Raw genomic sequence first — 20,691 nt, forward strand, 5'->3', positions numbered from 1 at the left:
TCCGGGTGGCGGAGCCCCCGGCCTGGGGCGAAGCCCCGGATGGCTCACCTTCTTTTCGGGGGCTCCGGGTGGCGGAGCCCCCGGCCTGGGGCGAAGCCCCGGATGGCACAGCGGTCAAGGCACCGTCTTCCCGGATACTCCGAGCGCGCCGGCGAACCGGACGCGCTCCTTCGGCAGGGCGTCCAGAGTGCGCAGCCGCTCGAGGTGGCCGGCCAGGCGCTCCTGGAATTCAGCATAACGGCGGTCCGGGGGCGACCACGCGCGCTCGGCCAGCGCGCACAGGCGCGGGAACGCCAGGTGGCGCACGTGGTCGGGCGTCGGCGCGTGCTCGGTCCACAGCTGGGCCTGCGTGCCCAGCACCCCGGGCCGGGTGCCGTCGCTGACCGGGAGCCCGCCGGCGAGCGGGTCGAACCGGTAGACGTCCCGGAGTGTCGTGACGTCGGTCCGGGGCGGCTCGCCGGGCTCTTCGCTCTGCCGGTAGTCGAAGTACGTCGACGTGTGCGGCGCCATGATCACCTGGTGGCCGCGGTTCACGGCCAGCGCACCGTGGGCGGCGTCGCGCCACGCCGTCACGACCAGCTCCGGCGGCAGCCGGCCCGCGGCGTGGCCGGTCTCGTCCCAGCACACCGCCTGCCTGCCGAGGTCAGCCAGAATGCCGTGCAGCTCGCTCAGGAACCACGGGTGCAGTTCCCCGGTGTCCCGCAGTCCGAGCCGGGCCGCCTTTTCCCGCGCGAAGGGGCTCGACGCCCACTGCGTGGTCGGGCACTCGTCGCCGCCGATGTGCAGGTGCCGCGCCGGGAAGACGTCGGCGACCTGCGTGAGCACCTCCCGGCAGAACGCGAACGTGCCGTCGTGGACGCCGAGGATGTCCGGGCTGATGCCCCATGCCGTCCACACCGGCAGCGTCACCTCCGGCCGGTTGCCCAGCTCGGGGTAGGCGGCCAGGGCCGAGCGCACGTGCCCGGGCAGGTCGATCTCCGGCACGATCCGCACGCCGCGGTCGGCCGCGAAGCCGACCAGCTCGCGCAGCTCGCGCTGGGTGTAGAACCCGCCGTGGGGGACACCGTCGTAGACGCCGCTGCCGGCCGCCCCGACCATCGACTCGGTGCGCCACGCGCCGACCTCGGTGAGCCGCGGCCGTCCGTCGATCTCGATCCGCCAGCCCTGGTCGTCGGTGAGGTGCAGGTGCAGGACGTTGTACTTGTGCAGCGCCAGCAGGTCGACGAACTCGCGGAGGAACTCCAGCGGCAGGAAGTGCCGGGCGACGTCGAGCAGCACACCGCGCCAGGGCAGCCGGGGCGCGTCGCGGACGTGCAGGCACGGCAGCCGCGGCGGGCCGTGCAGCGGGACCAGCTGCCGGAGGGTCTGCACGCCGTTGCGCAGCCCCGCCTCGGTCGACGCCGTGAGGAGCGCGTCCGCCGGCGTGACGTCGAGCTCGTAGCCCTCCAGGCCGTGCTTCGCCGACGGCACGAGATCGAGCCGGATGGCCGGGCCGTGGTGGATCGTCGGCCGGGGCAGGTACCCGGCCAGCAGCCGGGCCGCGTTCTCGGCGCCGCGGCTCGCGAGCACGCGCAGCCCGCCGGCGGGCGCGAAGGAACCGGCGCGGCGCGTCAGCCGCGCGGGGTGGGGGATGATCATCAGCCCTTCACCGCGCCCGCGGTCATGCCCTCGACCAGGTGGCGCTGCACCAGCGCGAAGAAGACGACTACGGGCAGCGCGAACAGCGTCGACGCGGCGATCAGGCCGCCGTAGTCGGTGCCGGTGCTGGTGCTGAACGACACCAGCCACACCGGCAGCGTGTAGCCGGAGCTGTCCTTCATGATCACGTAGGCGAACAGGAAGTCGTTCCACGCCGTGATGAACGCGAACACGCTGGTCGCGATCAGGCCGGGCAGCACCAGCGGCAGCAGGACCGAGCGCATGACCCGCGCGCGCGTCGCGCCGTCGACCATCGCCGCCTCCTCGAGTTCGACCGGGATGCCGTGCAGGAAGCCGCGCAACGTCCAGATCGTGAACGGCAGGACGAGTGCGACGTACGTCAGGATCAGCCCGAACAGCGTGTCGAGCAGGTGCGCGCTCTTCAGGCCGAGGAACAGCGGGATGACGAGGGCGGGCACCGGCACCATCTGCAGCACCAGCACGCCGATGAGGAAGCTGCGGCGGCCGAAGAACCGGAAGCGCGTCAACGCCGTCGCGGCCAGGAACGCGACCACGATGGACAGCGCGACGACCGCGACGACCACCACGACGCTGTTGGCGAGGTCCTGCACGAACCCGGGCTTGGCGAGCGCGCCGGCGAAGTTGTCCAGGGTGATGTCGACCGGCAGGAACTGCGGTGTGGGCTGCAGGATCTTGCCCGCGGGCTTGAACGCCGTGAGCACCATCCAGTACACCGGGAAGATCCACACCAGGCAGAAGACGGTGGCGACCGTGTTGCGGCCGATCCGGCGGATCACAGGTCCTCCCCGGAGCGGACGAGCCGGCGCACGTACACGGCCGTCATGCCGACGAGCAGTGCCACCGAGACGGCGGCGATCGCGGCGCCCTGGCCGAAGTTGTTGCCGCTGAACGCCCTCGTGAACGTCCAGATGCCCAGTGTCGTCGTGCCGTCGTTCGGGCCGCCCTGGGTGAGGATCCAGATCTGGTTGAACACGGTGAAGTCCCAGATCACCGACAGGATGGTGACCAGGCCGAGGATCGGCTGCAGGAACGGGACGGTGATGGTGCGGTGCACCCGCCACGGCCCGGCGCCGTCGAGCGCGGCGGCTTCGTAGTAGGACCGCGGGATCTGCGACAAGCCAGCGTAAAGCGTCAGCGCGACGAACGGCACCGACTGCCACACGACCAGCAGCCAGACGAGCGTGAACGCCGAGGCCGGTGACGTCGTCCAGTCGTGCTGGGTGAGGTCGCCGAAGCCGGCCTGGGTGAGCAGCCAGTCGACCACGCCGTAGCCGGGCTGGAAGAGCCACTGCCAGACCAGAGTGGACGCGACGTTCGGCAGGGCCCAGGCCGCGATCAGGCTCATCGTGACGGCGGTGCGCATGCCGCGGCCCAGCCGTTGCAGCAGCAGCGCGACGCCGAAGCCGATCACCAGGGTGCCGAGGACCAGCGCCGCGCAGAACCCGATGCTGCGCGCGAGGACCGGCAGGAGCTGGTCGTCGCCGAGGACGGCGGCGTAGTTGTCCCAGCCCGCGAAGGTCGTGGTGCCGGTGAACAGGGACCGGAGGCCGTACCGCTGCGTCGAGATGACGACCAGCCGCACGAGCGGGTAGCCCAGGACGAGCCCGAGCAGGACCGTCGCGGGCAGGAGCAGGCCGTACGGCAGGAACGAGCGACGCCGGCGCGGTGTGGCCGGTCTCTGCGGGGCTTCGGGCGGCGCTTTCACCAGCAACACGAGGACTCCTTCGCGGAAAGGGGGGCGGGGCGGCCCGGTTGGGGACGGCAGTCGGCCGGGCCACCCCGCCGGTCAGCGGGCGTTGAGTGCCTCGGTCAGGTGAGCGTCGAAGTCCTTGGCCGCGTCGGCGATCGGCCTGCGCCCGGTGGCGATGTCGGCGAAGAAGGTGTTGATGGACTTGTCGCTCTCGATGGTCGCCCAGCCCGGCGCGGCCGGGGTCGCGACGCTGGTCTTGGCCGCGGTGGCGAAGGCGGCGTTGACCGGCGGCAGGGTGGGCGTGATCTCGTCGATGAGCTCGGTGGAGACGGGCGTCCAGCCGTCGATGCCGACGATCGCCTGGCGCTGCACCTCGGGGCTCGTGGCGGCCTTGAGGTAGGCGAGGGCGAGGTCCTGGTTGCGGCTCTTGGCCGCGACGACGAGGTCGGACCCGCCGAGGAACACCGGCTGCGTCTTCCCGGCCGTGCTGCTGGGGAAGGGGAAGGTGCCGAGGTGGTCCTTCAGTTCCGGCTTGTTCTTGACGACGGTGTTGACGCTCGTGTCGAGGATCGCCCCGGCGCCGCCGGCGGAGAAGATCGCGGCCTGGTCGGGGGCCTTGGTGTCGACGTTGCGGGACGCGGGGGAGGAGTAGGCGTTCTGGAAGTCCTTCCAGGCCTGCAAACCCTTCTGCGCTTCCGGGCTTTCGAGGGCACCGGCCCACTTCCCGTCCTTCTGCGTGGCGAGCTGCCCGCCGGCGTCCCAGACGAACTGCAGCGCGCCGTACCAGTACTTGCCGGGGAAGTGGAAGGCCGAGTAGTCCGCGGCGGGGTGCTTCGCCTTGATCTTGTCGAGGTCCTGGGTGAGCTCCTGGACCGTCTTCGGGGGCGCGGTGATCCCGGCGTCGGCCCAGACCTGCTTGTCGTAGATCACCGCGCGGTTGCCCGCGAACAGCGGCGCGCCGTAGAGGTTTCCGTCCACAGTGGCCGGTCCGGCGAGGCCGGGGAGCCAGTGCTGCCCGCCGGAAAGCTCGTCGCGATGCGGGGTGAGGTCGGTGAGCGCGCCGTTGGCGGCGAAGAGCGGGACGTCGGTGTTGCCGATCTCGATGACGTCGGGGGTGTTGTCCTGGGCCAGGGCCGTGCTGATCTTGGTGTTGATGTTGTCCCACTCCTGGATCTGCACGGTGACCTTCGCGCCGGTGGCCTTCTCGAACGCGGCGGTGATCGCCGCGGTGGCCTTGTCGCTGAGGTCGCCGTTCATCAGCCAGACGGTCAGCTGCCCGCCGCCCTGGGCGGCGGGGGCGGGGGTGTCGGTACCGCAGGCGGCACTGGCGGTCACGGCGGCGACGGCCAGTGCGGCGGCGAAGGTGCGTCTGCGCACGGGAAACTCCTGGAATGGCGGCGGGGGTCGTGAGTGAGGAACAGTGTTCTAACCCTGTTTCCCACTCACGACGTGTCCTGGACGGAAGGTGACCGCGGCCCGGGCTGGTCCCTGGAACCCGGGCCGCGGCCAGGTCGGTCGGCGGCGGTGTCGGCGTCGGTGTCAGCAGTGGCCGAGGTCGGCCCACTGCGCGGTGAGCCCGGGCTCGGAGCCCTGGGTCCACCAGTTCGCCTGCCAGAGGTGGGCGTTGTGCTTCACCCGCTGGCCGCCGAGGTACACCGTGCCCCAGTCCCATTCCGCCGCAGTCGAGCAGTTCGCGGGCTGCGACGGCGTGGTGGGAGTGGTGGGCGTGGTCGGAGTGGTGGGCGTCGTCGTGGCCGGCGGCGGGCTGGTCGGCGTGGTGCACCCGTTCACCGTGTCCACATGGGACGTCCCGGCCGTCCGGTACGTGCCCGCGCGGGCGACGGCGTCCGAAGGCGACACCACCTGGTTGCCCGCGTAGTACGTCCAGTCGACCTGCTCGGTGTAGACGCTGTTGCCGCTCGTGTGCCCGGCCGTGTCGATGAACCACATGTTGTAGTTGATCGACATCGGCGTCCGCGGGGTCACCGGGTCGCCCTGCGCGTCGGTCGTGTGGTCCGCGGTGAGCTGGCCGTCGATGTAGTACTTCACGTGCCCGCCCGACACCTGCGTGACGATGTCGTGCCAGCCGGCGAAGCTGCGGTTCTGCGCGGTGGACGTGCGCAGGCCGTCCCACGTCGGGTTGTTCCAGTAGGTGTACCAGCTGGTCTGGTAGTTGGCGGTCGAGTCGCCCCAGCCGCCGTTGGGCAGGTACTCCGAGAAGTCCAGCTCGCTGTAGAGCGGGTCGCGGTCGTACCGCAGCGGCGAGATCGTGAAGTACGTTTCGTTGACGTGGTCGCCGTCCGTGCCGCTGTCCGGCGCGTCGGTGAAGCGGACCCGGCTCGCGTACGTGCCTTCGAAGAACTTCAACTGGTTCTGGTACATCTCGGAGTGCGTCGTGCCGCCCGAGCTTCCATCGGTGCTGGCGGCGAGCTGGGCGACGCGCTCGCCGTTCACCGTCGGGAAGCTGACGTTGCTGGTGAGCCAGCGCGCGCCGGCCACGCCGGGGCTGCCGACGTCGTTGCGGGTGGTCCAGCCGGCCCCGCCGAACGCGGAGTCGGTGGGGGAGGCGTAGTGGAAGTCGTCGAACAGCACGCCGCAGTCGGCTGCCGCGGCCGATGGGCTGGCGGCGGCCCCACCGGAAAGGATCAGGGCCGTCGCCGCCACGGTCGCGACGCTCGTCAGTGCTGCTGTGGTGGTCCGGATTCTGCGGGACATGGGTCTCCGTCCTGAGGATGGCCGTCCGCCGGGAGAGCTCCCTGATTGGTCTAGACGAATCAGGTGGCGAGGACTTTCCTCCTGACCATTGGTCATGTCAAGACCGCCGCAGAACTTACCTTTGGTAATTTCCGGAGCCCGATCTCGACGAGTCGGCGCCGGTCTGTCGAGTTACGGTCGTCCCGTTCGTCATCCTCTTCGACCGACGCCGGACGAAGGAGCGCACGTGCTCTACATGCTGTTGATCTACAACTGCGAGCGGCCCGAGCCGGGCGACCCCGGGTTCGAGGAGGCGCTGGCCGCCGTCAACGCCTTCGCCGACGAGTGCCGCCGACGCGGTGTGTTCGTCTCCGGGCACCCGCTGCAGGGCGAGCACACCGCCACCACGGTGACCGTGCAGGAGGGCCGGACGCTCATCACCGACGGGCCCTTCGCCGAGACCCACGAGCACCTCGGCGGGGTGTACGTCTTCGACTGCCGCGACCTCGACGAGGCCCTGGAGCTGGCCGCGCTGTGCCCGATGGCCGCCCAGGGCTCGATCGAGGTCCGCCCGGTCGCCGGGGTGCCCGGGCTGGACCACCGGGCCGCGCGTGGGTGATCGCGCGGTCGGCGTCGTCGAGCGCGTCTACCGCGAGGACCGCGCCCGGCTGCTCGCCGCGCTCGTCCGGGCGCTCGGCGACTTCGAGCTCGCCGAGGACGCCCTGCAGGACGCGGTCGCCCAGGCGCTGCGGACGTGGGACTCGGGCGTCCCGGACGACCCCGCGGCCTGGTTGCTGACCGCGGCGCGCAACAGCGCCGTCGACCGGATCCGCCGCGTCCGCGTCGGGCAGGCCAAGCTCGCCCGGCTCGCGGCGGGCGAAAGCGGGGTGAGGACGTTGAGCCTGCCGGACGACCGGCTCACCGAAGTCGGCGACGACCGGCTGAGCCTGCTCTTCACCTGCTGCCACCCGGCGCTGGCCGAAGACGCTCGGGTGGCGCTGACGCTGCAGGCGGTCGCCGGCCTGACCGCCGCCCAGATCGCCCGGCTGTTCCTGGTCGCCGAGCCCGCACTGGCGCAGCGGCTGGTGCGCGCGAAGCGGAAGATCCGCGACGCGGGCATCTCGCTGAGCGTCCCGCCGGATCACCTGCTGCCTGACCGGCTTTCCGGCGTCCTCGCGGTGCTCTACCTCGTCTTCACCCGCGGCTACACGTCGCCCTCGGGCCGGGACGAGCCGGCCGAGCTGCGGCGCGAGGCGATCCGGCTGGCGAAGCTGCTGGCCGCGCTGATGCCGGACGAGCCGGAGGCGCTCGGCCTGGTCGCGCTGCTCCTGCTGCAGGATTCACGCTCGGCCGCCCGCTACACGCCCGCCGGCGACGTCATTCTGCTCGAGGGCCAGGACCGCACCCGCTGGGACCAAACGGAAATCGGGGAGGCGCTCGGCGTGCTCGGGCGGGCGCTGCGTCACGGCGTCGTCGGGCAGTACCAGCTGCAGGCGGCGATCGCGGCGCAGCACGCGCAGGCCCGCGTCGCCGCCGACACCGACTGGGCGCGGATCGCCGCGCTCTACGCGCAGCTGCGGGCCCTCGCGCCGTCGCCCGTCGTCGCACTCAACCACGCCGTGGCCGTCGCGATGGCCGACGGTCCCCAGGCCGGGCTCGCGCTGGTGGAGGCGATCGACGGCCTCGGCCGCTACCACCTCTGGCACGCCGCCCGCGCGGACTTGCTGCGCCGCCTCGGCCGCGTCGGCGAGGCCGTCGCCGCGTACGAGCGGGCCCGCGCCCTCGCCGAGGCCCCGGCCGACCACCGCTTCCTCACCGCCCGCCTGCACGAACTGGAGTCCTGATGCGACTGTCCGTTCTGGACCACGGCCACCGGCGCCGGGCCCGGCTGTTCATGGCCGTCACCGGCAAGCTCTCCGGCGTCACCAGCCCGGACATCGTCAAGCTGCTGCTGTACCGGCCGGGCTTCCTGACCCGGCCGCTGCTGGAGCTGGCGGCGCCCGCGATGCGCGGCGAGTCCTACTGGACGGCAGGCGAGCGCGAGTACCTCGCGATGAGCACGGCTCAGGTGCACGAGTGCCCGTTCTGCGTCGTCACGCACGCCGAGCTGATCCGGATCGCGGGCAACGGCGAGATCGACCCCGACCGACCGCTGGACGCGCGCCCGGAACTGCTTGCCGTGCAACGGTTCCTCGAGGACGTCTCCCGCGACCTCGAGCCGGTGCCGCCGAGCGGCCTGCCCGCGCAGGCGGTGCTGGAGGCGCTGAACGTCAACCTGGTGTGGAACATCGTCAACCGGCTCGCGAACGCGTTCGGGTTCGAGCTGCTCGAGGGCCAGCTGAAGGTGGGCACGAAGGCTCTGCACCGCGCGGGTTACCGGTTCCCGGGCTTCCTGCTCGCCGACAGCCCCGACGACCTCCGCGAGAGCGTCTTCGAGCAGCCGGCGCGGACGAGCCCGGAGCTGCGGCGGGCGGCCGGGACAGGCGAGGGGCTGGAGGCGCCGTGGCGGGACTACGCGGCGTCGGTCCGCGACGCGTCCCAGCGCATCACCGACGACGACGTTCGGCGGCTGCTCGCGGCGGGGTGCACCGAGGACGAGATCTTCGAGGTCACGGTGGCCGCGGCGGTCGGTGCCGCGCTGCGCAGCTTCGACGCCGGCCGCGACGCGCTGAAGGCGCGCGGTGATTAGGCCGAACCGGTCAATGCGGTAGCCGGAAAGCGCGCCCGCGGATTCACCCGGACGCCCGCGGTGAATAGCGGCAACCTGCGGAAATGCCGGAAAGGGAAAGTGCCGGGGACCGGTCCCCGGCGCATTCGTGGCCGTCCGGAGAATGCTGCACCCCGGCTGATCGCGTGCGATAGTGGCGGCTCCGGCCGGAATCGGGTCGTTTCGGGGGATGGGGGGACGATGCCAGCCGACGTACCCTCTTTGTCGGGCCTCGACGCCGTCACCGGCGGGCTCGTCGAACGGTTGCTGGCCCGCGTGGACGGCGAAAGCCGTTCGCTGCCCGTGGTTGTCGCGCTCGGGGCGCGGGGCACCGGGAAGACCGCGCTGCTCGACGCCGTCGCGAATCGCTGCCAGGACATTCCGCACGCGCACCTCGACTTCGAACGGCACGACCGCGCGGACAGCCGGCCGCGGGAACTGCTGGGACACCTCGCCTTCGATCTCAGCCGGCAGTGGAAGCAGTTCGGCAGGCTGGCGTTTCCCCGCCTTTGGCTGTGCATGCTCGTGCTCGGGGCGCCGCTCGAACTGCAGGACCGCCGCGCGGCATTGCGCAAACTCCACGCGTTGCTCGCGAAGAACCAGCCGCTCGAACAGAGCCGCGAGGCCATCGTCGACGTCGTCCGCCTCGCGGGTGGCATCGCGCCCGCCGGCGGCCTCCGCGGCTGGCCCGAGGCGACCGACCTCCTGCTGCGCGGGCTGAGCTGGTACGACCGCCGCCGGCTCATCGGCAAGATGCGGGCCCTGCCGGCCGGGACCGGCAACCACGAGGACTTCCTCATCGAGATCGCCTGGCACGCCCAGGGCGACGACGAAGACCGGGACGCGGTCGACGCCACCTTCTGCGACGCGTTCCTCGCCGACCTGCGCCGGAACTACACGGGGCTCAACCGCTCGCGGCGGACGTTGAACAGCCTGGTCCTGCTCGACAACGCGCACACGCCGGGCGGACGGCTCTTCCTGCGCTCGCTCACCGAAGCGCGCCGGCGGGCCGGTGAGGCCGACCCGCTGGTCGTGCTCGCCACCAGCCGCACGTGGAACCCGGACTGGAACGAGAGCTGGTCCCCGCCGGCCGCGCACCGCGGCACCCCGGTGCGCCGCCCGCCGACCACGCACCGGACGAAGGGCCTGCACCGGCCCGCGCCGCGGCAACCGTCCGATGTGGACGCCGACTGGCGGCCCGGCGCCGGGGAACCGGAACCCCGGTGGCACCCGTGGTACCTGCTCGAGCTCGGCGCGTTGTCCAAGGACGACGTCGTGCACCTCGCCGCGGGCAGCGAGATCCACCCCGCGTCCCGGCTGCCGCGGTTCCTGCACCGGGTCACCGACGGCCACCCCGGCGCGGTCACCGACGTCATCGCCGCCGTGGCCCACCGCTTCGACCCGCGGCGGCCCGGGACGCTGCGCGCCGCGTTGCGCACCCCGGTCGCCGGGCCGGACGGCGCCGGGCCGCCGCTGGTCACCGCGATGCGCGACTACCTGCTGCAGGACTTCGCCACGGCGAGCCGGCAGGACCTGGTCACCGCGAGCGCCGCGCTGGACGTCGAACTGCTGTTCCACAAGGAGATCCTCGACCTGCGCAACCCGGCGGGGGAGGGCGTGCTGTTCAAGGAGCTCGGCGACCACCTGTGGCTGCGCGCGGAGCCGGGCGAGGCGCCGCAGTACGTGCTGCACCCGTGGCTGCGCCGGATCCTGCTGCAGGAACTGGCTTCCCGCGCCGACGACCACCCGCTCAGCTGGACGCGAGTGCACACCCGGTGCCGCGACTTCTACGAGAAGAACGGCCGGACGGTGGCCGCCCGCTACCACGACCTGGCGCTGGAGAACGTCGCCGCGGCGGTCGCGCACCTGCGCGAGCCGTTCGCCGACGCGCGGCACGCGGAGTTCGACGTGACGACCGCGGAGGCGTGGCTCGCCGAGCTCGACCTCGTCACCGCGGCCCCCAACCGGCTTGACAAGCACGCCGAGCCGTACGACCAGGTCCAGCAGCACGCCGGGCAGGGTGCCGACGACCTCGGGACGACGCTGGCCTGGCTGGTCGTCGCGCTGTGGATCGCCCGCGATCCGCTCGGCGACCCGGGCGGGACGCTGGACTCCACGATCGAAGGGGCCTTCCACCAGCTGGCGCAGGGCCGGGGGCGGGGCTCGATCCTGCTGCACGAACGGGCGGAGAGGTACCGATGAGCGTGCGCACCGACCGGATCCGGCCCCCGCGGCCGACGTGGTCGAAGTGGCTGGTGGCGGCGGGCGGCGTGCTGCTGCTCGCCGTGGTCCTCGTCGCCGTGCTGGTCGTGGTGCCGGCGATCAGCGCGGCCGGGCGCACGTGCGGCGCCGGGGTCGAGAAGCGCGGCGACACCGGGGAATGCACCGGCGTCACCGACGGCGCTTACGTGTTCTCGCCGGGACTCGCCGACGTCGAGCAGCGCATCCGCCGGGAGAACGAGTCCGTCACGACGTCGGGGGAGCCGTACGTCACGATCGCGGCCTTCCTGCCGATGACCCTCGAAGAGCACGACATCCTCTCCGACGAGTGGGTCCGCCACCAGCTGGAAGGCGCCTACATCGCGCAGCACCGGGCGAACACGACGCAGTCGTGGGGCAGCCTGCCGAAGGTCCGGCTGCTGCTGGCCAACCCCGGCAGCCGGCTGGCGCACTGGGAGCCGGTGGTCGACGACCTGATCGGGCGGGTGACGTCGGAGCGGCTGGTCGCGGTCACCGGCATCGGGCTGAGCCTCGACACGTCCCGCGACGCGATCCGCCGGCTCTCGGAGCACCGGATCCCGGTCGTCGCCTCGCACCTGGCCGCCGACGAGTTCTCCGAGATCCCCGGCTTCATGCGGGTGTCGCCGACGAGCTCCACGTACGGCCTGGCGGCGGCGAGCTACGTCCGCCCGACCGCGCACACGGCCACGATCGTGCAGGACGTCAACCCCGGCGACCTGTACCCGAAGACCCTGGCGACGGCGTTCACCCGGAAGTTCGCCGACGCGACCCACCGGATCGTCGGCCGGACCGAGGAGTACGACTCGAGCCTGCCGGGGATCGAGAACACGTTCCTGCAGATGATGCCGAACATCTGCGGCAACCAGCCCGAGGTCGTGTACTTCGCCGGCCGCGAGAACCACCTCACGTCGTTCATCGCCGAGCTCGCCCAGCGCCCGTGCCTCGACCGCCACATCACGGTGCTGACGGGTGACCTGGCGCTGGTCGGGCCCCCGGAGGCGGAGATGCGCCGGGGCCTGCAGGCCAACGTCACGGTGCTCGCCCCGGGGCTGGCCCACCCGCAGGCGTGGACGAGCTCACCGCAGGCGTTCAACCCGGCGGCGGTCGCGAGCTTCCAGGAGCCGGGGTGCACGGACTGCTTCAAGGCGGTGTTCCCCAAGGAGCGCCTGGACGACGGCATCGCGATCCTCGCGCACGACGCGGTGCTCACGGTGGTGTGGGCGATCCGCGGGATCCCGCGGGTGTCCCCGGCCCAGGTGACGGCGCAGGACGTGCTGCAGGCGAAGAACCGGCTGCACGGAACACTGGCGGTCCCGGGCGCGAGCGGCATGATCTCGTTCGACGACCGGGGAGATCCGGTGAACAAGGCGGTGCCGATCCTGCGGGTGCGGGAGGACGATACGCCGGAGTTCGTGCAGCTCTCGGCGCCGGATTCCTGACCCGCCGGAAGCTCGCTCCTGGCTGCCTCGGCGCCGGTCGGCGGGCGTGGTCGCTTCGGCAAACGTCTTGAATGAGTCATTCAGGACCTCGCACGACCTGAATGACTCATTCAAGACACCGGCGACCTGCGCCCGCCGAGGCATCCGCCGGGAACCCCGGCTTTGTCGGGACCCTGGCGTCGGAGGCAGCCTGGAGCGGTTCGGCCACCGATGACCAGGGCGGCGAACACCGCGCCGCCCAGCCGTGCCGCCCGCGAGCCATGCCGCCGAGCCGAGCCGCACAGCCGCGCCGAGCCGAGCGGCTCAGCCGCGCCGCGCCGTGCCGCCGAGCCGTGCCGCGGCAGCCAGGCTCCTGAGCCCCGCGGCACCGCCCCGCGTGTGTCCGTGCTCCCCGGCGCGCAGGATCGTCACGTGCCGTTCTCGCTGCTCACCTCTCCGTCACAACCTCGTCGCAGATATTGTCAACAATTTCATCGACGATTAGTGTGCGAGTATCAAGCATGCGGAGCGACGAGGAACTATCTTGATCATCGACTGCCACGGCCACTACACGACCGCGCCACCCGCCCTCGCGGCGTGGCGGGACCAGCAGATCGCGTCGCTGGACGATCCCGGTGTCGCACCCTCCCGCGCCGACCTGCGGATCAGTGACGACGAACTGCGCGAAACCATCGAGCCCAACCAGCTGCGCCTGATGGACGAACGCGGCATCGACCTCACGATCTTCTCGCCGCGCGCCTCGTTCATGGCCCACCACGTCGGCGGGTTCGCAACCTCCGCCGAGTGGGCCGCGATCTGCAACGAGCTCTGCCACCGCGTCAGCACCCTCTACCCCGAGCGGTTCGCGCCGGCCGCGATGCTGCCGCAGTCGCCGGGCGTCGACCCCGCCACCTGCATCCCGGAGCTGACCCGCTGCGTCGAGGAGTACGGCGCCGTCGCGCTCAACCTCAACCCCGACCCCAGCGGCGGCCACTGGACGGCGCCGCCGCTCACCGACCGGTCCTGGTACCCGATCTACGAAAAGATGGTCGAGTACGACATCCCGGCGATGGTGCACGTCAGCACGAGCGTCAACCCGGCGTTCCACACCACCGGCGCGCACTACCTCAACGCCGACACGACCGCGTTCATGCAGCTCGTGCAGGGCGACCTCTTCGCCGACTTCCCGACGCTGCGGCTGGTCATCCCGCACGGCGGCGGCGCCGTCCCTTACCACTGGGGCCGGTTCCGCGGCCTCGCCATGGCGCTGGGCAAGCCGGACCTGGAAGAACACGTGCTGGACAACGTCTTCTTCGACACCTGCGTCTACCACCAGCCGGGTTCGGACCTGCTCTTCGACGTCATCCCCGCGCGCAACATCCTGTTCGCTTCCGAAATGATCGGCGCCGTCCGCAGCGTCGACCCGCGCACCGGCCACCACTTCGACGACACGCGCCGGTACGCCGAAGCCGCGAAACTGTCCGAAGAGGACTGGGCCGCGATCCGGGAGCACAACGCCCGCGCCGTCTACCCGCGCCTGGACGCCCTCCTGAAGGGACAAGGCCGATGACCAAGACGCCCGGCTGGCTGGACTGGTACGCGCATCCGTCCACGCCGGACTTCAAGCTGCCCCACGGCACCGTCGACGCCCACTGTCACGTCTTCGGACCGCACGAAGAGTTCCCGTTCGCGCCGGAGCGCAAGTACACACCCTGCGACGCGAGCAAGGACCAGCTCTTCGCCCTGCGCGACCACCTCGGCGTCGCGCGCAACGTCATCGTGCAGGCCACCTGCCACGGCGCCGACAACTCCGCCATGCTCGACGCCGTCCGGGCGGCGGACGGCCGGGCGCGCGGCATCGCGACCGTCCGCCCCGAGACAACCGAAGAAGAGCTGCGCCAACTCGACGCGCAAGGCGTGCGCGGCGTGCGGTTCAACTTCGTGAAGCGGCTCGTCGACGCCTCGCCCAAAGAGGACCTGAGCACGATCGCGAAGAAGATCGCCCCGCTCGGCTGGCACGTCGTCCTCTACTTCGAGGCCGCCGACCTGCCGGAACTCGAGGACTTCTTCGGTGAGCTGCCCACGCCGCTCGTGATCGACCACATGGGACGCCCCGACGTCACGAAACCGCTTAACGGCACGGAGTTCGCGAGGTTCCTGGCGTTCGTGGACCGCAACGACGTGTGGGTCAAGGTGAGCTGCCCCGAGCGCCTCACCGTGACCGGCCCGCCGGCCCTCGACGGCGAACGGCACGCCTACACCGACGTCGTCCCGTTCGCCCGCCGCGTCGTGACGGAGTTCCCGGACCGGGTGCTGTGGGGCACCGACTGGCCGCACCCGAACCTGAAGAACCACATGCCCGACGACGGCCTGCTCGTGGACTACGTCCCGCAGATCGCCGAAACCACCGAGCAGCAAAGAAAACTGCTCGTCGACAACCCGATGCGCCTGTACTGGCCCGGCGAAACCGCCTGAAACCCCCTGAAACCCCCTGAAGGGCATGCAATGCAGCACGCCAACGCGCTCAACCGGCTGAACCGCCTGCCGATCTCGCGCTTCCACAAGGTCACCCTGCTCGCCGTCTCGTTCGCCTACTTCTTCGAGTTCGCGGACATCAACAGCTTCGCCACCACCGCGCCCAAGCTGATCAAGCTCTGGGGCGTGACGGTGAACCAAGTCGCCTACGTGACCTCGCTGTCGTTCGTCGGGATGTTCTTCGGGTCGATCATCGCGAGCAAGCTCGCCGACCGCTGGGGCCGCAAGAACGCGCTGATGTGGACCACCGTCTGGTTCGGCGTGTTCTCGTTCGCGGCGGTGTTCTCGTGGGACATCGTGTCGCTGGGCGTGTTCCGCATCCTGACGTCGGCGGGCCTGTCGGCGATGACCGTCGTCGCGGTGATCTACGTCAGCGAGCTGTACCCGGCGGCGAGCCGCGGCAAGTACCAGGCCTACGCGATCGTGATCGGCATCTGCGGCACGCCGGTGACCAACCTGATCGCGAGCGCGGTGGTGCCGATCAACTCCTGGTCGTGGCGGCTGGTGTACCTGTGGGGCGCGCTCGGGGTCCTGCTCGTGCTGTTCACGCGGCACCTGAAGGAGTCGCCGCGCTGGTACGAGAGCCGCGGCGAGCACGCCAAGGCGGACGCGGTGCTGCGGGAGATCGAGGAGCAGGTCGCGGCGGAGAAGGGCCCACTGCCCGAGCCCGCGCCGCCGATCGAGGAAGCCCCGGTGGGCAAGGCGCCGCTGCGCCTGCTGCTGCAGAAGAAGTACCTGTATCCCACGCTGCTGCTGACCGTCCTGTGGGTGACGCAGACCATCGGCTTCTTCGGGTATTCGAGCTGGGCGCCGACGCTGCTGGCCAAGGAAGGCTTCAGCGTCGAGAAGTCGGTCTTCTACGTGGCACTGACGACGGTCGGCGCGCCGCTCGGCTCGTACCTGGCGGCCCTGGTCACCGACCGGTTCGAACGCAAGTGGTGCCTGGTCGCGTTCGGCACGGTCATCGCGCTGTGCGGCCTGTTCTACGGGCTGACGTTCAACCCGATCCTGATCGTGGTGTTCGGCTTCCTGGTGAACCTGTTCGAACGCGGCTACACCGCACTCGGGTACGCGTACTCGCCCGAACTGTTCGACACGCGCGGCCGGTCGCTCGGCACCGGGGTGTCGTACGGCCTCGGGCGGCTGTCGAACGCGGTGGGCCCGCTGATCGTCGCCGCGCTGTACAACGGGAGCGGCTACCAGAGCGTGTTCCTGTTCATCGCCGGGACCTGGCTGGTCGGCGCGGTGGTGCTGGCGATCTTCGGGCCGCGGACGCGGCAGGCGAGGCTGAACGCCACGGCGCCGGAGGCGATCACGACACCGTGAACGTGTGCCGTCCCGGACCCGCGTCGGTGCTTTCCCCACCGGGAAGCGTGATCGCGGCGCGGGTTCCGGGCGGGACGTCGACCGTGAGCCGCAGCCGGCCGGCGGTCCGCTCCCAGGCGCTGCGGATCGGGCCGTAGGGGCTGAGGTGCTCCGCCTCGGCCCGGTCGAGGCCGCCGCCGGGGCAGGGCCGGACGAGGAACCGCCGGTAGCCCGCTTCGGCGGGTCCGGGGTCGTCCGGCAGCCGGATCCCGGCGATGTGGGTGTGCAGGAAGGACATCGCCGCGCCCTTGCTGTAGTGGTTCAGCGAGCCGCGCACCCGATCGCCGTCGACGGCGTCCCAGTGCTCCCAGAACGTCGTCGCGCCGCGGTCGAGCATCCCCAGCCAGGACGGGATCCCGGTCGACTGCAGCGTGCGGTAGGCGAGGTCGAGGTGTCCCGTGCCGGCCAGCGTGGGCAGCAGCAGGCCGGTGGTGAGGAAGCCGGTGCCGACGCCGGCCGCCGCGACCAGCTCGGCGAGCCGTCCGGCGACGATCTCCCGCAGGTGCCCGGGCACCAGCCCGAAGGCCAGCGCCCGGACGTGGTTGCCCTGCGTGGGTTCGGTGAGCGTGCCGCCCGGCCCGAGGTATTCGCGCTGCCACGCGTCCCGGGCGCGGTTCGCGAGCCACCGGAAGCGGGCCGCGTCCGACGTGTGGCCGAGCAGCTCGGCGACGCGGCCGAGCACCCGGGCCGAGCGGGCCAGGTAGGCCGTGGCGACAATGCCGTGGTCGGCACCGGGATCCGGGTGGGGCGGGACACCCGGCTCGAGCCATTCGCCGAAGTGCCCGCCGGTGTCCCACAGGAACTTCTCGTGCGGAGCCGCGGCGGCCACGCGCGATGGGTGACGCCGCTCGCGGGCGGCCGCGGCCGCGTACTCGACCCAGGCGGCCATCGACTCGTACTGTCCACTGAGGACTTCGAGGTCGCCGTAGGCCCGCCAGAGCTCCCAGGGCACGAGCACCGCCGCGTCACCCCAGCCCGCGGACCCGGTCATCGCGTCCTGGAACTTGCTACCGGACGGGCCGTCGCCGGCCGGGTCGGGCGTGATCGTCGGGACGCGGCCGTCGGGCCACTGGTCGGCGGCCAGGTCGCGCAGCCACTTCCGGGAGAAGCCGGCGACGTCGTGGGTGCGCGCGGCGGTGGCGACGTACACCTGCCAGTCGCCGGTGAAGCCGGAGCGTTCCCGCTGCGGGCAGTCGGTCGGGATGTCGCAGGCGTTGCCGCGCAGGCTCTGCACCGCGGTCCGGTGCAGGGCTTCGAGCCGCGCGTCACTGCAGCCGAACCGGCCGGTTTCGGGCAGGTCCGTGTGCACGACGACCGCGGTGACCTGAGGTTCGCCGCCGTCGATCTGGACGTACCGGAAGCCGTGGGTCGTGTGCCGCGGCTCGAAGACGTCCCCGGCCCGGCCCGCGGAGACGACCGTGTCGACCTGCCCGGCGGGCAGCGGTTTCCCGGTGGCGAAGTCGAACGCCCGCAGGTGGTCGGTGGTGACGCGGCCGTCGGGCGCCAGGTGTTCGCCGTGGGTGAGCGTCAGCCGGGTGCCGGCCGGGCCGAGGTCGCGCAGCCGGACCCAGCCGGTGATGTTCTGCCCGAAGTCCGCGACGATCCCGCCGTCGGCCGGCCGCGTGACCGACACGGGCGGGAGGTCCTCGATCCGCCGGACGGGCGGGGCTTCGGTGAGGACGAGCCGGGGCCGGTCGCCGGTGCGCACGGGCGCCGGGTGCCAGCCGCGCGCGTACAGGCCGAGGGAACCCGGTGCGGGGAGCCGGAAGTCGGTCTCCTGACCGTCCATGAGGTCGGCCGCGGTGATCCGGCTCGGCCGCGACCACCAGCCCGGCCCGGTGGTGACCGCGGTGGTGCCGTCGACCTCCAGGACCAGCAGGGCGGCCGTGCGGTTCCCGAAGCCGTCCGCGGTGCGTTCGAAGCCGTGGCGGCCGCGGAACCAGCCGTCGGAGAGCAGGAATTCGACCGAGTTCTTCCCCGGCCGCAGCAGGGTACCGACGTCGTGCGGTTCCACCTGGAGCCGCTTGCGGTAGGCGGTGAACCCGGGCGTCAGCTCGAGGTCGCCGACGCGGGTGCCGTTGACGAAGAGTTCGTAGATCCCGTGCGCGGTCGCCCAGGCCGTCGCGGTCTCGACCGGGCCGCCGAGGGTGAACTCGTGGCGCAGCTGGTACGCCGGTCGCCGGCCGGGTGGCGCGACGACGGGCTCGTGCGGCTCGACCCAGGCCGCCGTGTCCAGCGCGGCGGGCAGCGTGACGACGGTCCAGGGCGCGGGGTCCGACCAGTCGCTCTCGCCGGCGTCGGTCCAGACGCGGACCTGCCACGCCGTCCCGGCGCGCCGGGGCAGGTCGACGAGCACGGACTGGTCGCTCTCGCACCGGCCCGACGTCCAGTCCGGGCCGGTCAGCCGGATCTCGTACGCGTGCTGGACGGCCGACCCGGCGGGCAGCCACCAGGAGCCGCGCGGCGAAACCGAAGGACGGCCTGGCGTGAGGTGGTCGAGGCGTAACCGCGTGGGCTTCACGTCAGCCGGTACAGGTCGTAGCGGACGGTGTCCGGCGCGCGTTCGGCCAAGCCGACCAGGAGACCGGTGGTGAGCGGCCGGTCGACCGCGCCGGAAACCCTGACGGTGAGCCGGAATTCGTAGCTCGACCGGTCGACGTGCTCACCCCGGGCCAGCGCGGCCAGTACCGCCGGCGGCCCGGTGCGGACCCCCGTGGAGGTGATCGACACCAGGCCGTCGCCGGTCTCGGCGAGGTAGCGCGCTTCGACGAGCGTGGTCCCGTCGGGCAGGATGCGCTGCCAGTCCGCGCCGAACGGCTGGATCCGGCCCGCCAGGCCGGGGCCGGTGAAGCTGCCGCCCGTGATCGGGACGATCCGGCTCCGCCCGGCCGGCGTCTCGCCGACGTCGAGGGGCTCGCCGAGTTCGACGACCGCCGAGCTGACGAACTCGAGTGCCGGGGGTGGGAACAGCGGCACTAGCGCACCTTCCGGATCGGCAGGATCAGCACGGCGCCGAGCAGTCCCGCGATCGCGCCCGCGATGAACAGCGCCGGGAAGTTCTGCGGCACCGCGGCCGTCGCGCCGATCGCGAGGATCGCCGGGGCCAGTGCCGGCACGACGGACGTCGGCAGGTTGCCGGCCAGGTTCATCAGCCCGAGGTCCTTCGCCGTGTCGGCCGGGTCGGGGAGCACCTGGGTGATCAGCGCGATGTCGACGGCGAAGTACACGCCCTGGCCGAGGCCGATGATGCCCATCGCGGCCAGGAACAGGGGATAGGTGCTGGTGAACGTCGCGAGCAGCAGCCCGCAGCCGAAGATCACGGCCGCGGTGACGACGAACGGCTTGCGGCGCCCGACGCGGTCGGAGATCTTGCCGGCCAGGGGAGCGAACAGCAGGGCCGCGCCGGTGAGCACGAGCGTGGACAGGAAGACCGCGTTCGCGATGCCGGCCGGCGGGATGTGGAAGACGTTCATCAGGTAGAAGGCCTGGTACGCCTGGATCGCGGCGACGCCGAAGAAGATCAGCAGGCGGCTGAGCCAGGTGTAGCCGAAGTTGGGGTGCCGCACCGGGTTCACCCAGAACGTGCGGGGCAGATCGCGCCACGCGAACGCGGGCCGTTCCTCCGGCGCCAGCCGCCGGTCCCGCATGGTGACGGCGAGCAGGACCGTGCCGAGGACGGCGAGCCCGGCCGGCAGCAGGATCATCGCCGGCAGGTTCGGGGCGACCAGCTGCGCGATGAACAGGCCGAGGACCGCACCGACCGGGAGGCTCAGCCCGACGATGGCCGACGCCGGGCCGCGGCGGTCCGGCGGCAGCTGGTCCGGGATCACCGACGTGAACGCGACGGTCGCCGCGCTCGCGCCGACCGTGGTGCAGCTCGCCGCCACGGTCAGCGCGAACGTCGTCGCGCCCAGCTGCAGCCCGATCGCCCCCAGCGTGAACAGCACGGCGCCGAGCACGAGGAACGGTCTGCGCCGGCCGAACCGGCCCGTCGTCCGGTCGCTGAGCCTGCCGAAGACCGGGAAGGCGACCAGCGAGCACAGGGCGCTGATGCTGGTCACGATGGACACCATCGTCGTCGCGCCCGCCGGGTCGAGCAGCGTCGCCTTCACCGACAGCGTCAGCACGGCCGGGACGAGCACCGCCATCCCCGCGCCGACCGCGGCGAAGGCGAAGAAGAAGAGAAACCCGCGCCGGGGTCCGGCGGACGTCGTCCCGGCGGATGCGGAGGCCTGGCGGAAAGAAGTACTCATCGTCGGGCACCTTTCACGTCTCGGTCGCGGCCGACCTGCGGGGAAGGATGAGGGCCCGGCGCGGTGTACCGTGAGAGCGATGCCAATCAATGGAACGCCGACGTCGTC

The 20,691-nt window shown here is 71.8% G+C and carries 16 protein-coding genes; 8 read left to right on the top strand and 8 right to left on the bottom strand.

The annotated features are described in order from the left end of the window. Nucleotides 1–114: 114 nt before the first annotated feature. The 5 genes from QQ657_RS07395 to QQ657_RS07415 all read right to left on the bottom strand — a co-directional run bounded on the left by QQ657_RS07395 (nucleotide 115) and on the right by QQ657_RS07415 (nucleotide 6,085). Complete coding sequence (locus QQ657_RS07395; protein WP_284741329.1) at nucleotides 115–1,638, bottom strand: beta-N-acetylhexosaminidase; 1,524 nt, start codon at nucleotides 1,636–1,638, stop codon at nucleotides 115–117. Next, nucleotides 1,638–2,456: a carbohydrate ABC transporter permease gene (locus QQ657_RS07400; protein ID WP_284741330.1), complete on the bottom strand. Its 819-nt coding sequence runs from the start codon at nucleotides 2,454–2,456 to the stop codon at nucleotides 1,638–1,640. The genes QQ657_RS07395 and QQ657_RS07400 overlap by 1 nt, the downstream gene beginning before the upstream one ends. Beyond that, nucleotides 2,453–3,394 carry a carbohydrate ABC transporter permease gene (locus tag QQ657_RS07405; RefSeq protein WP_284741331.1) on the bottom strand — a complete coding sequence of 314 codons (942 nt, stop codon included), beginning with the start codon at nucleotides 3,392–3,394 and terminating at the stop codon, nucleotides 2,453–2,455. The genes QQ657_RS07400 and QQ657_RS07405 overlap by 4 nt, the downstream gene beginning before the upstream one ends. A gap of 72 nt (nucleotides 3,395–3,466) precedes the next feature. Next, on the bottom strand, nucleotides 3,467–4,747 hold the full coding sequence (locus QQ657_RS07410) for an extracellular solute-binding protein (RefSeq protein WP_284741332.1): 1,281 nt from the start codon (nucleotides 4,745–4,747) through the stop codon (nucleotides 3,467–3,469). A 162-nt stretch (nucleotides 4,748–4,909) separates the two neighbouring features. Then, the gene (locus tag QQ657_RS07415; RefSeq protein WP_284741333.1) at nucleotides 4,910–6,085 is read right to left on the bottom strand and encodes a carbohydrate-binding protein; all 1,176 of its coding nucleotides are present in this window, start codon (nucleotides 6,083–6,085) and stop codon (nucleotides 4,910–4,912) included. A gap of 235 nt (nucleotides 6,086–6,320) precedes the next feature. Here QQ657_RS07415 and QQ657_RS07420 point away from each other — a divergent pair, with 235 nt between their 5' ends. The 8 genes from QQ657_RS07420 (at nucleotide 6,321) to QQ657_RS07455 (ending at nucleotide 16,291) form a co-directional block, all read left to right on the top strand. Next, nucleotides 6,321–6,683: a YciI family protein gene (locus QQ657_RS07420; protein WP_284741630.1), complete on the top strand. Its 363-nt coding sequence runs from the start codon at nucleotides 6,321–6,323 to the stop codon at nucleotides 6,681–6,683. Beyond that, a complete protein-coding gene (locus tag QQ657_RS07425) occupies nucleotides 6,676–7,908 on the top strand; it encodes an RNA polymerase sigma factor (protein ID WP_284741334.1) in 1,233 nt (410 codons plus the stop codon). The genes QQ657_RS07420 and QQ657_RS07425 overlap by 8 nt, the downstream gene beginning before the upstream one ends. After that, entirely contained in the window at nucleotides 7,908–8,753 is an 846-nt protein-coding gene (locus QQ657_RS07430; RefSeq protein WP_284741335.1) for a carboxymuconolactone decarboxylase family protein, read from the top strand. The genes QQ657_RS07425 and QQ657_RS07430 overlap by 1 nt, the downstream gene beginning before the upstream one ends. A gap of 219 nt (nucleotides 8,754–8,972) precedes the next feature. Beyond that, complete coding sequence (locus QQ657_RS07435; RefSeq protein ID WP_284741336.1) at nucleotides 8,973–10,973, top strand: hypothetical protein; 2,001 nt, start codon at nucleotides 8,973–8,975, stop codon at nucleotides 10,971–10,973. Further along, the gene (locus QQ657_RS07440; protein WP_284741337.1) at nucleotides 10,970–12,451 is read left to right on the top strand and encodes a type 1 periplasmic-binding domain-containing protein; all 1,482 of its coding nucleotides are present in this window, start codon (nucleotides 10,970–10,972) and stop codon (nucleotides 12,449–12,451) included. Before QQ657_RS07435 ends, QQ657_RS07440 begins: the two co-directional genes overlap by 4 nt. Before the next feature lie 523 nt (nucleotides 12,452–12,974). Beyond that, nucleotides 12,975–14,000, top strand: a complete 1,026-nt coding sequence (locus QQ657_RS07445) for an amidohydrolase family protein (RefSeq protein WP_284741338.1) — start codon at nucleotides 12,975–12,977, stop codon at nucleotides 13,998–14,000. After that, nucleotides 13,997–14,905 (top strand): amidohydrolase family protein, encoded by a 909-nt coding sequence (locus QQ657_RS07450; RefSeq protein ID WP_284741339.1) that lies wholly within the window; start codon nucleotides 13,997–13,999, stop codon nucleotides 14,903–14,905. Before QQ657_RS07445 ends, QQ657_RS07450 begins: the two co-directional genes overlap by 4 nt. Nucleotides 14,906–14,935: 30 nt before the next feature. Beyond that, complete coding sequence (locus tag QQ657_RS07455) at nucleotides 14,936–16,291, top strand: MFS transporter (protein WP_284741340.1); 1,356 nt, start codon at nucleotides 14,936–14,938, stop codon at nucleotides 16,289–16,291. Here the strand turns inward: QQ657_RS07455 and QQ657_RS07460 are convergent. Genes QQ657_RS07460 through QQ657_RS07470 form a run of 3 tightly spaced genes read right to left on the bottom strand, consistent with a single transcriptional unit; the run spans nucleotide 16,278 to nucleotide 20,583 of the window. Next, nucleotides 16,278–18,851 carry a family 78 glycoside hydrolase catalytic domain gene (locus tag QQ657_RS07460; protein WP_284741341.1) on the bottom strand — a complete coding sequence of 858 codons (2,574 nt, stop codon included), beginning with the start codon at nucleotides 18,849–18,851 and terminating at the stop codon, nucleotides 16,278–16,280. The genes QQ657_RS07455 and QQ657_RS07460 overlap by 14 nt on opposite strands. Beyond that, nucleotides 18,848–19,306, bottom strand: a complete 459-nt coding sequence (locus QQ657_RS07465; RefSeq protein ID WP_284741342.1) for a DUF3237 family protein — start codon at nucleotides 19,304–19,306, stop codon at nucleotides 18,848–18,850. Before QQ657_RS07465 ends, QQ657_RS07460 begins: the two co-directional genes overlap by 4 nt. Beyond that, nucleotides 19,306–20,583 (bottom strand): MFS transporter, encoded by a 1,278-nt coding sequence (locus QQ657_RS07470; RefSeq protein ID WP_284741343.1) that lies wholly within the window; start codon nucleotides 20,581–20,583, stop codon nucleotides 19,306–19,308. Before QQ657_RS07470 ends, QQ657_RS07465 begins: the two co-directional genes overlap by 1 nt. Nucleotides 20,584–20,691 lie beyond the last annotated feature (108 nt).

The organism is Amycolatopsis ponsaeliensis, from assembly GCF_030182635.1.
In the GTDB taxonomy this organism is placed as follows: domain Bacteria; phylum Actinomycetota; class Actinomycetes; order Mycobacteriales; family Pseudonocardiaceae; genus Amycolatopsis; species Amycolatopsis ponsaeliensis.

What these genes read in the sequence shown, in the direction of transcription:
- QQ657_RS07440 (WP_284741337.1), top strand. Translation starts at nt 10,970, where the DNA reads ATGAGCGTGCGCACCGACCGGATCCGGCCCCCGCGGCCGACGTGGTCG.
- QQ657_RS07435 (WP_284741336.1), top strand. Translation starts at nt 8,973, where the DNA reads ATGCCAGCCGACGTACCCTCTTTGTCGGGCCTCGACGCCGTCACCGGC.
- QQ657_RS07420 (WP_284741630.1), top strand. Translation starts at nt 6,321, where the DNA reads ATGCTGTTGATCTACAACTGCGAGCGGCCCGAGCCGGGCGACCCCGGG.
- QQ657_RS07450 (WP_284741339.1), top strand. Translation starts at nt 13,997, where the DNA reads ATGACCAAGACGCCCGGCTGGCTGGACTGGTACGCGCATCCGTCCACG.
- QQ657_RS07415 (WP_284741333.1), bottom strand. Translation starts at nt 6,085, where the DNA reads ATGTCCCGCAGAATCCGGACCACCACAGCAGCACTGACGAGCGTCGCG.
- QQ657_RS07470 (WP_284741343.1), bottom strand. Translation starts at nt 20,583, where the DNA reads ATGAGTACTTCTTTCCGCCAGGCCTCCGCATCCGCCGGGACGACGTCC.
- QQ657_RS07430 (WP_284741335.1), top strand. Translation starts at nt 7,908, where the DNA reads ATGCGACTGTCCGTTCTGGACCACGGCCACCGGCGCCGGGCCCGGCTG.
- QQ657_RS07455 (WP_284741340.1), top strand. Translation starts at nt 14,936, where the DNA reads ATGCAGCACGCCAACGCGCTCAACCGGCTGAACCGCCTGCCGATCTCG.
- QQ657_RS07395 (WP_284741329.1), bottom strand. Translation starts at nt 1,638, where the DNA reads ATGATCATCCCCCACCCCGCGCGGCTGACGCGCCGCGCCGGTTCCTTC.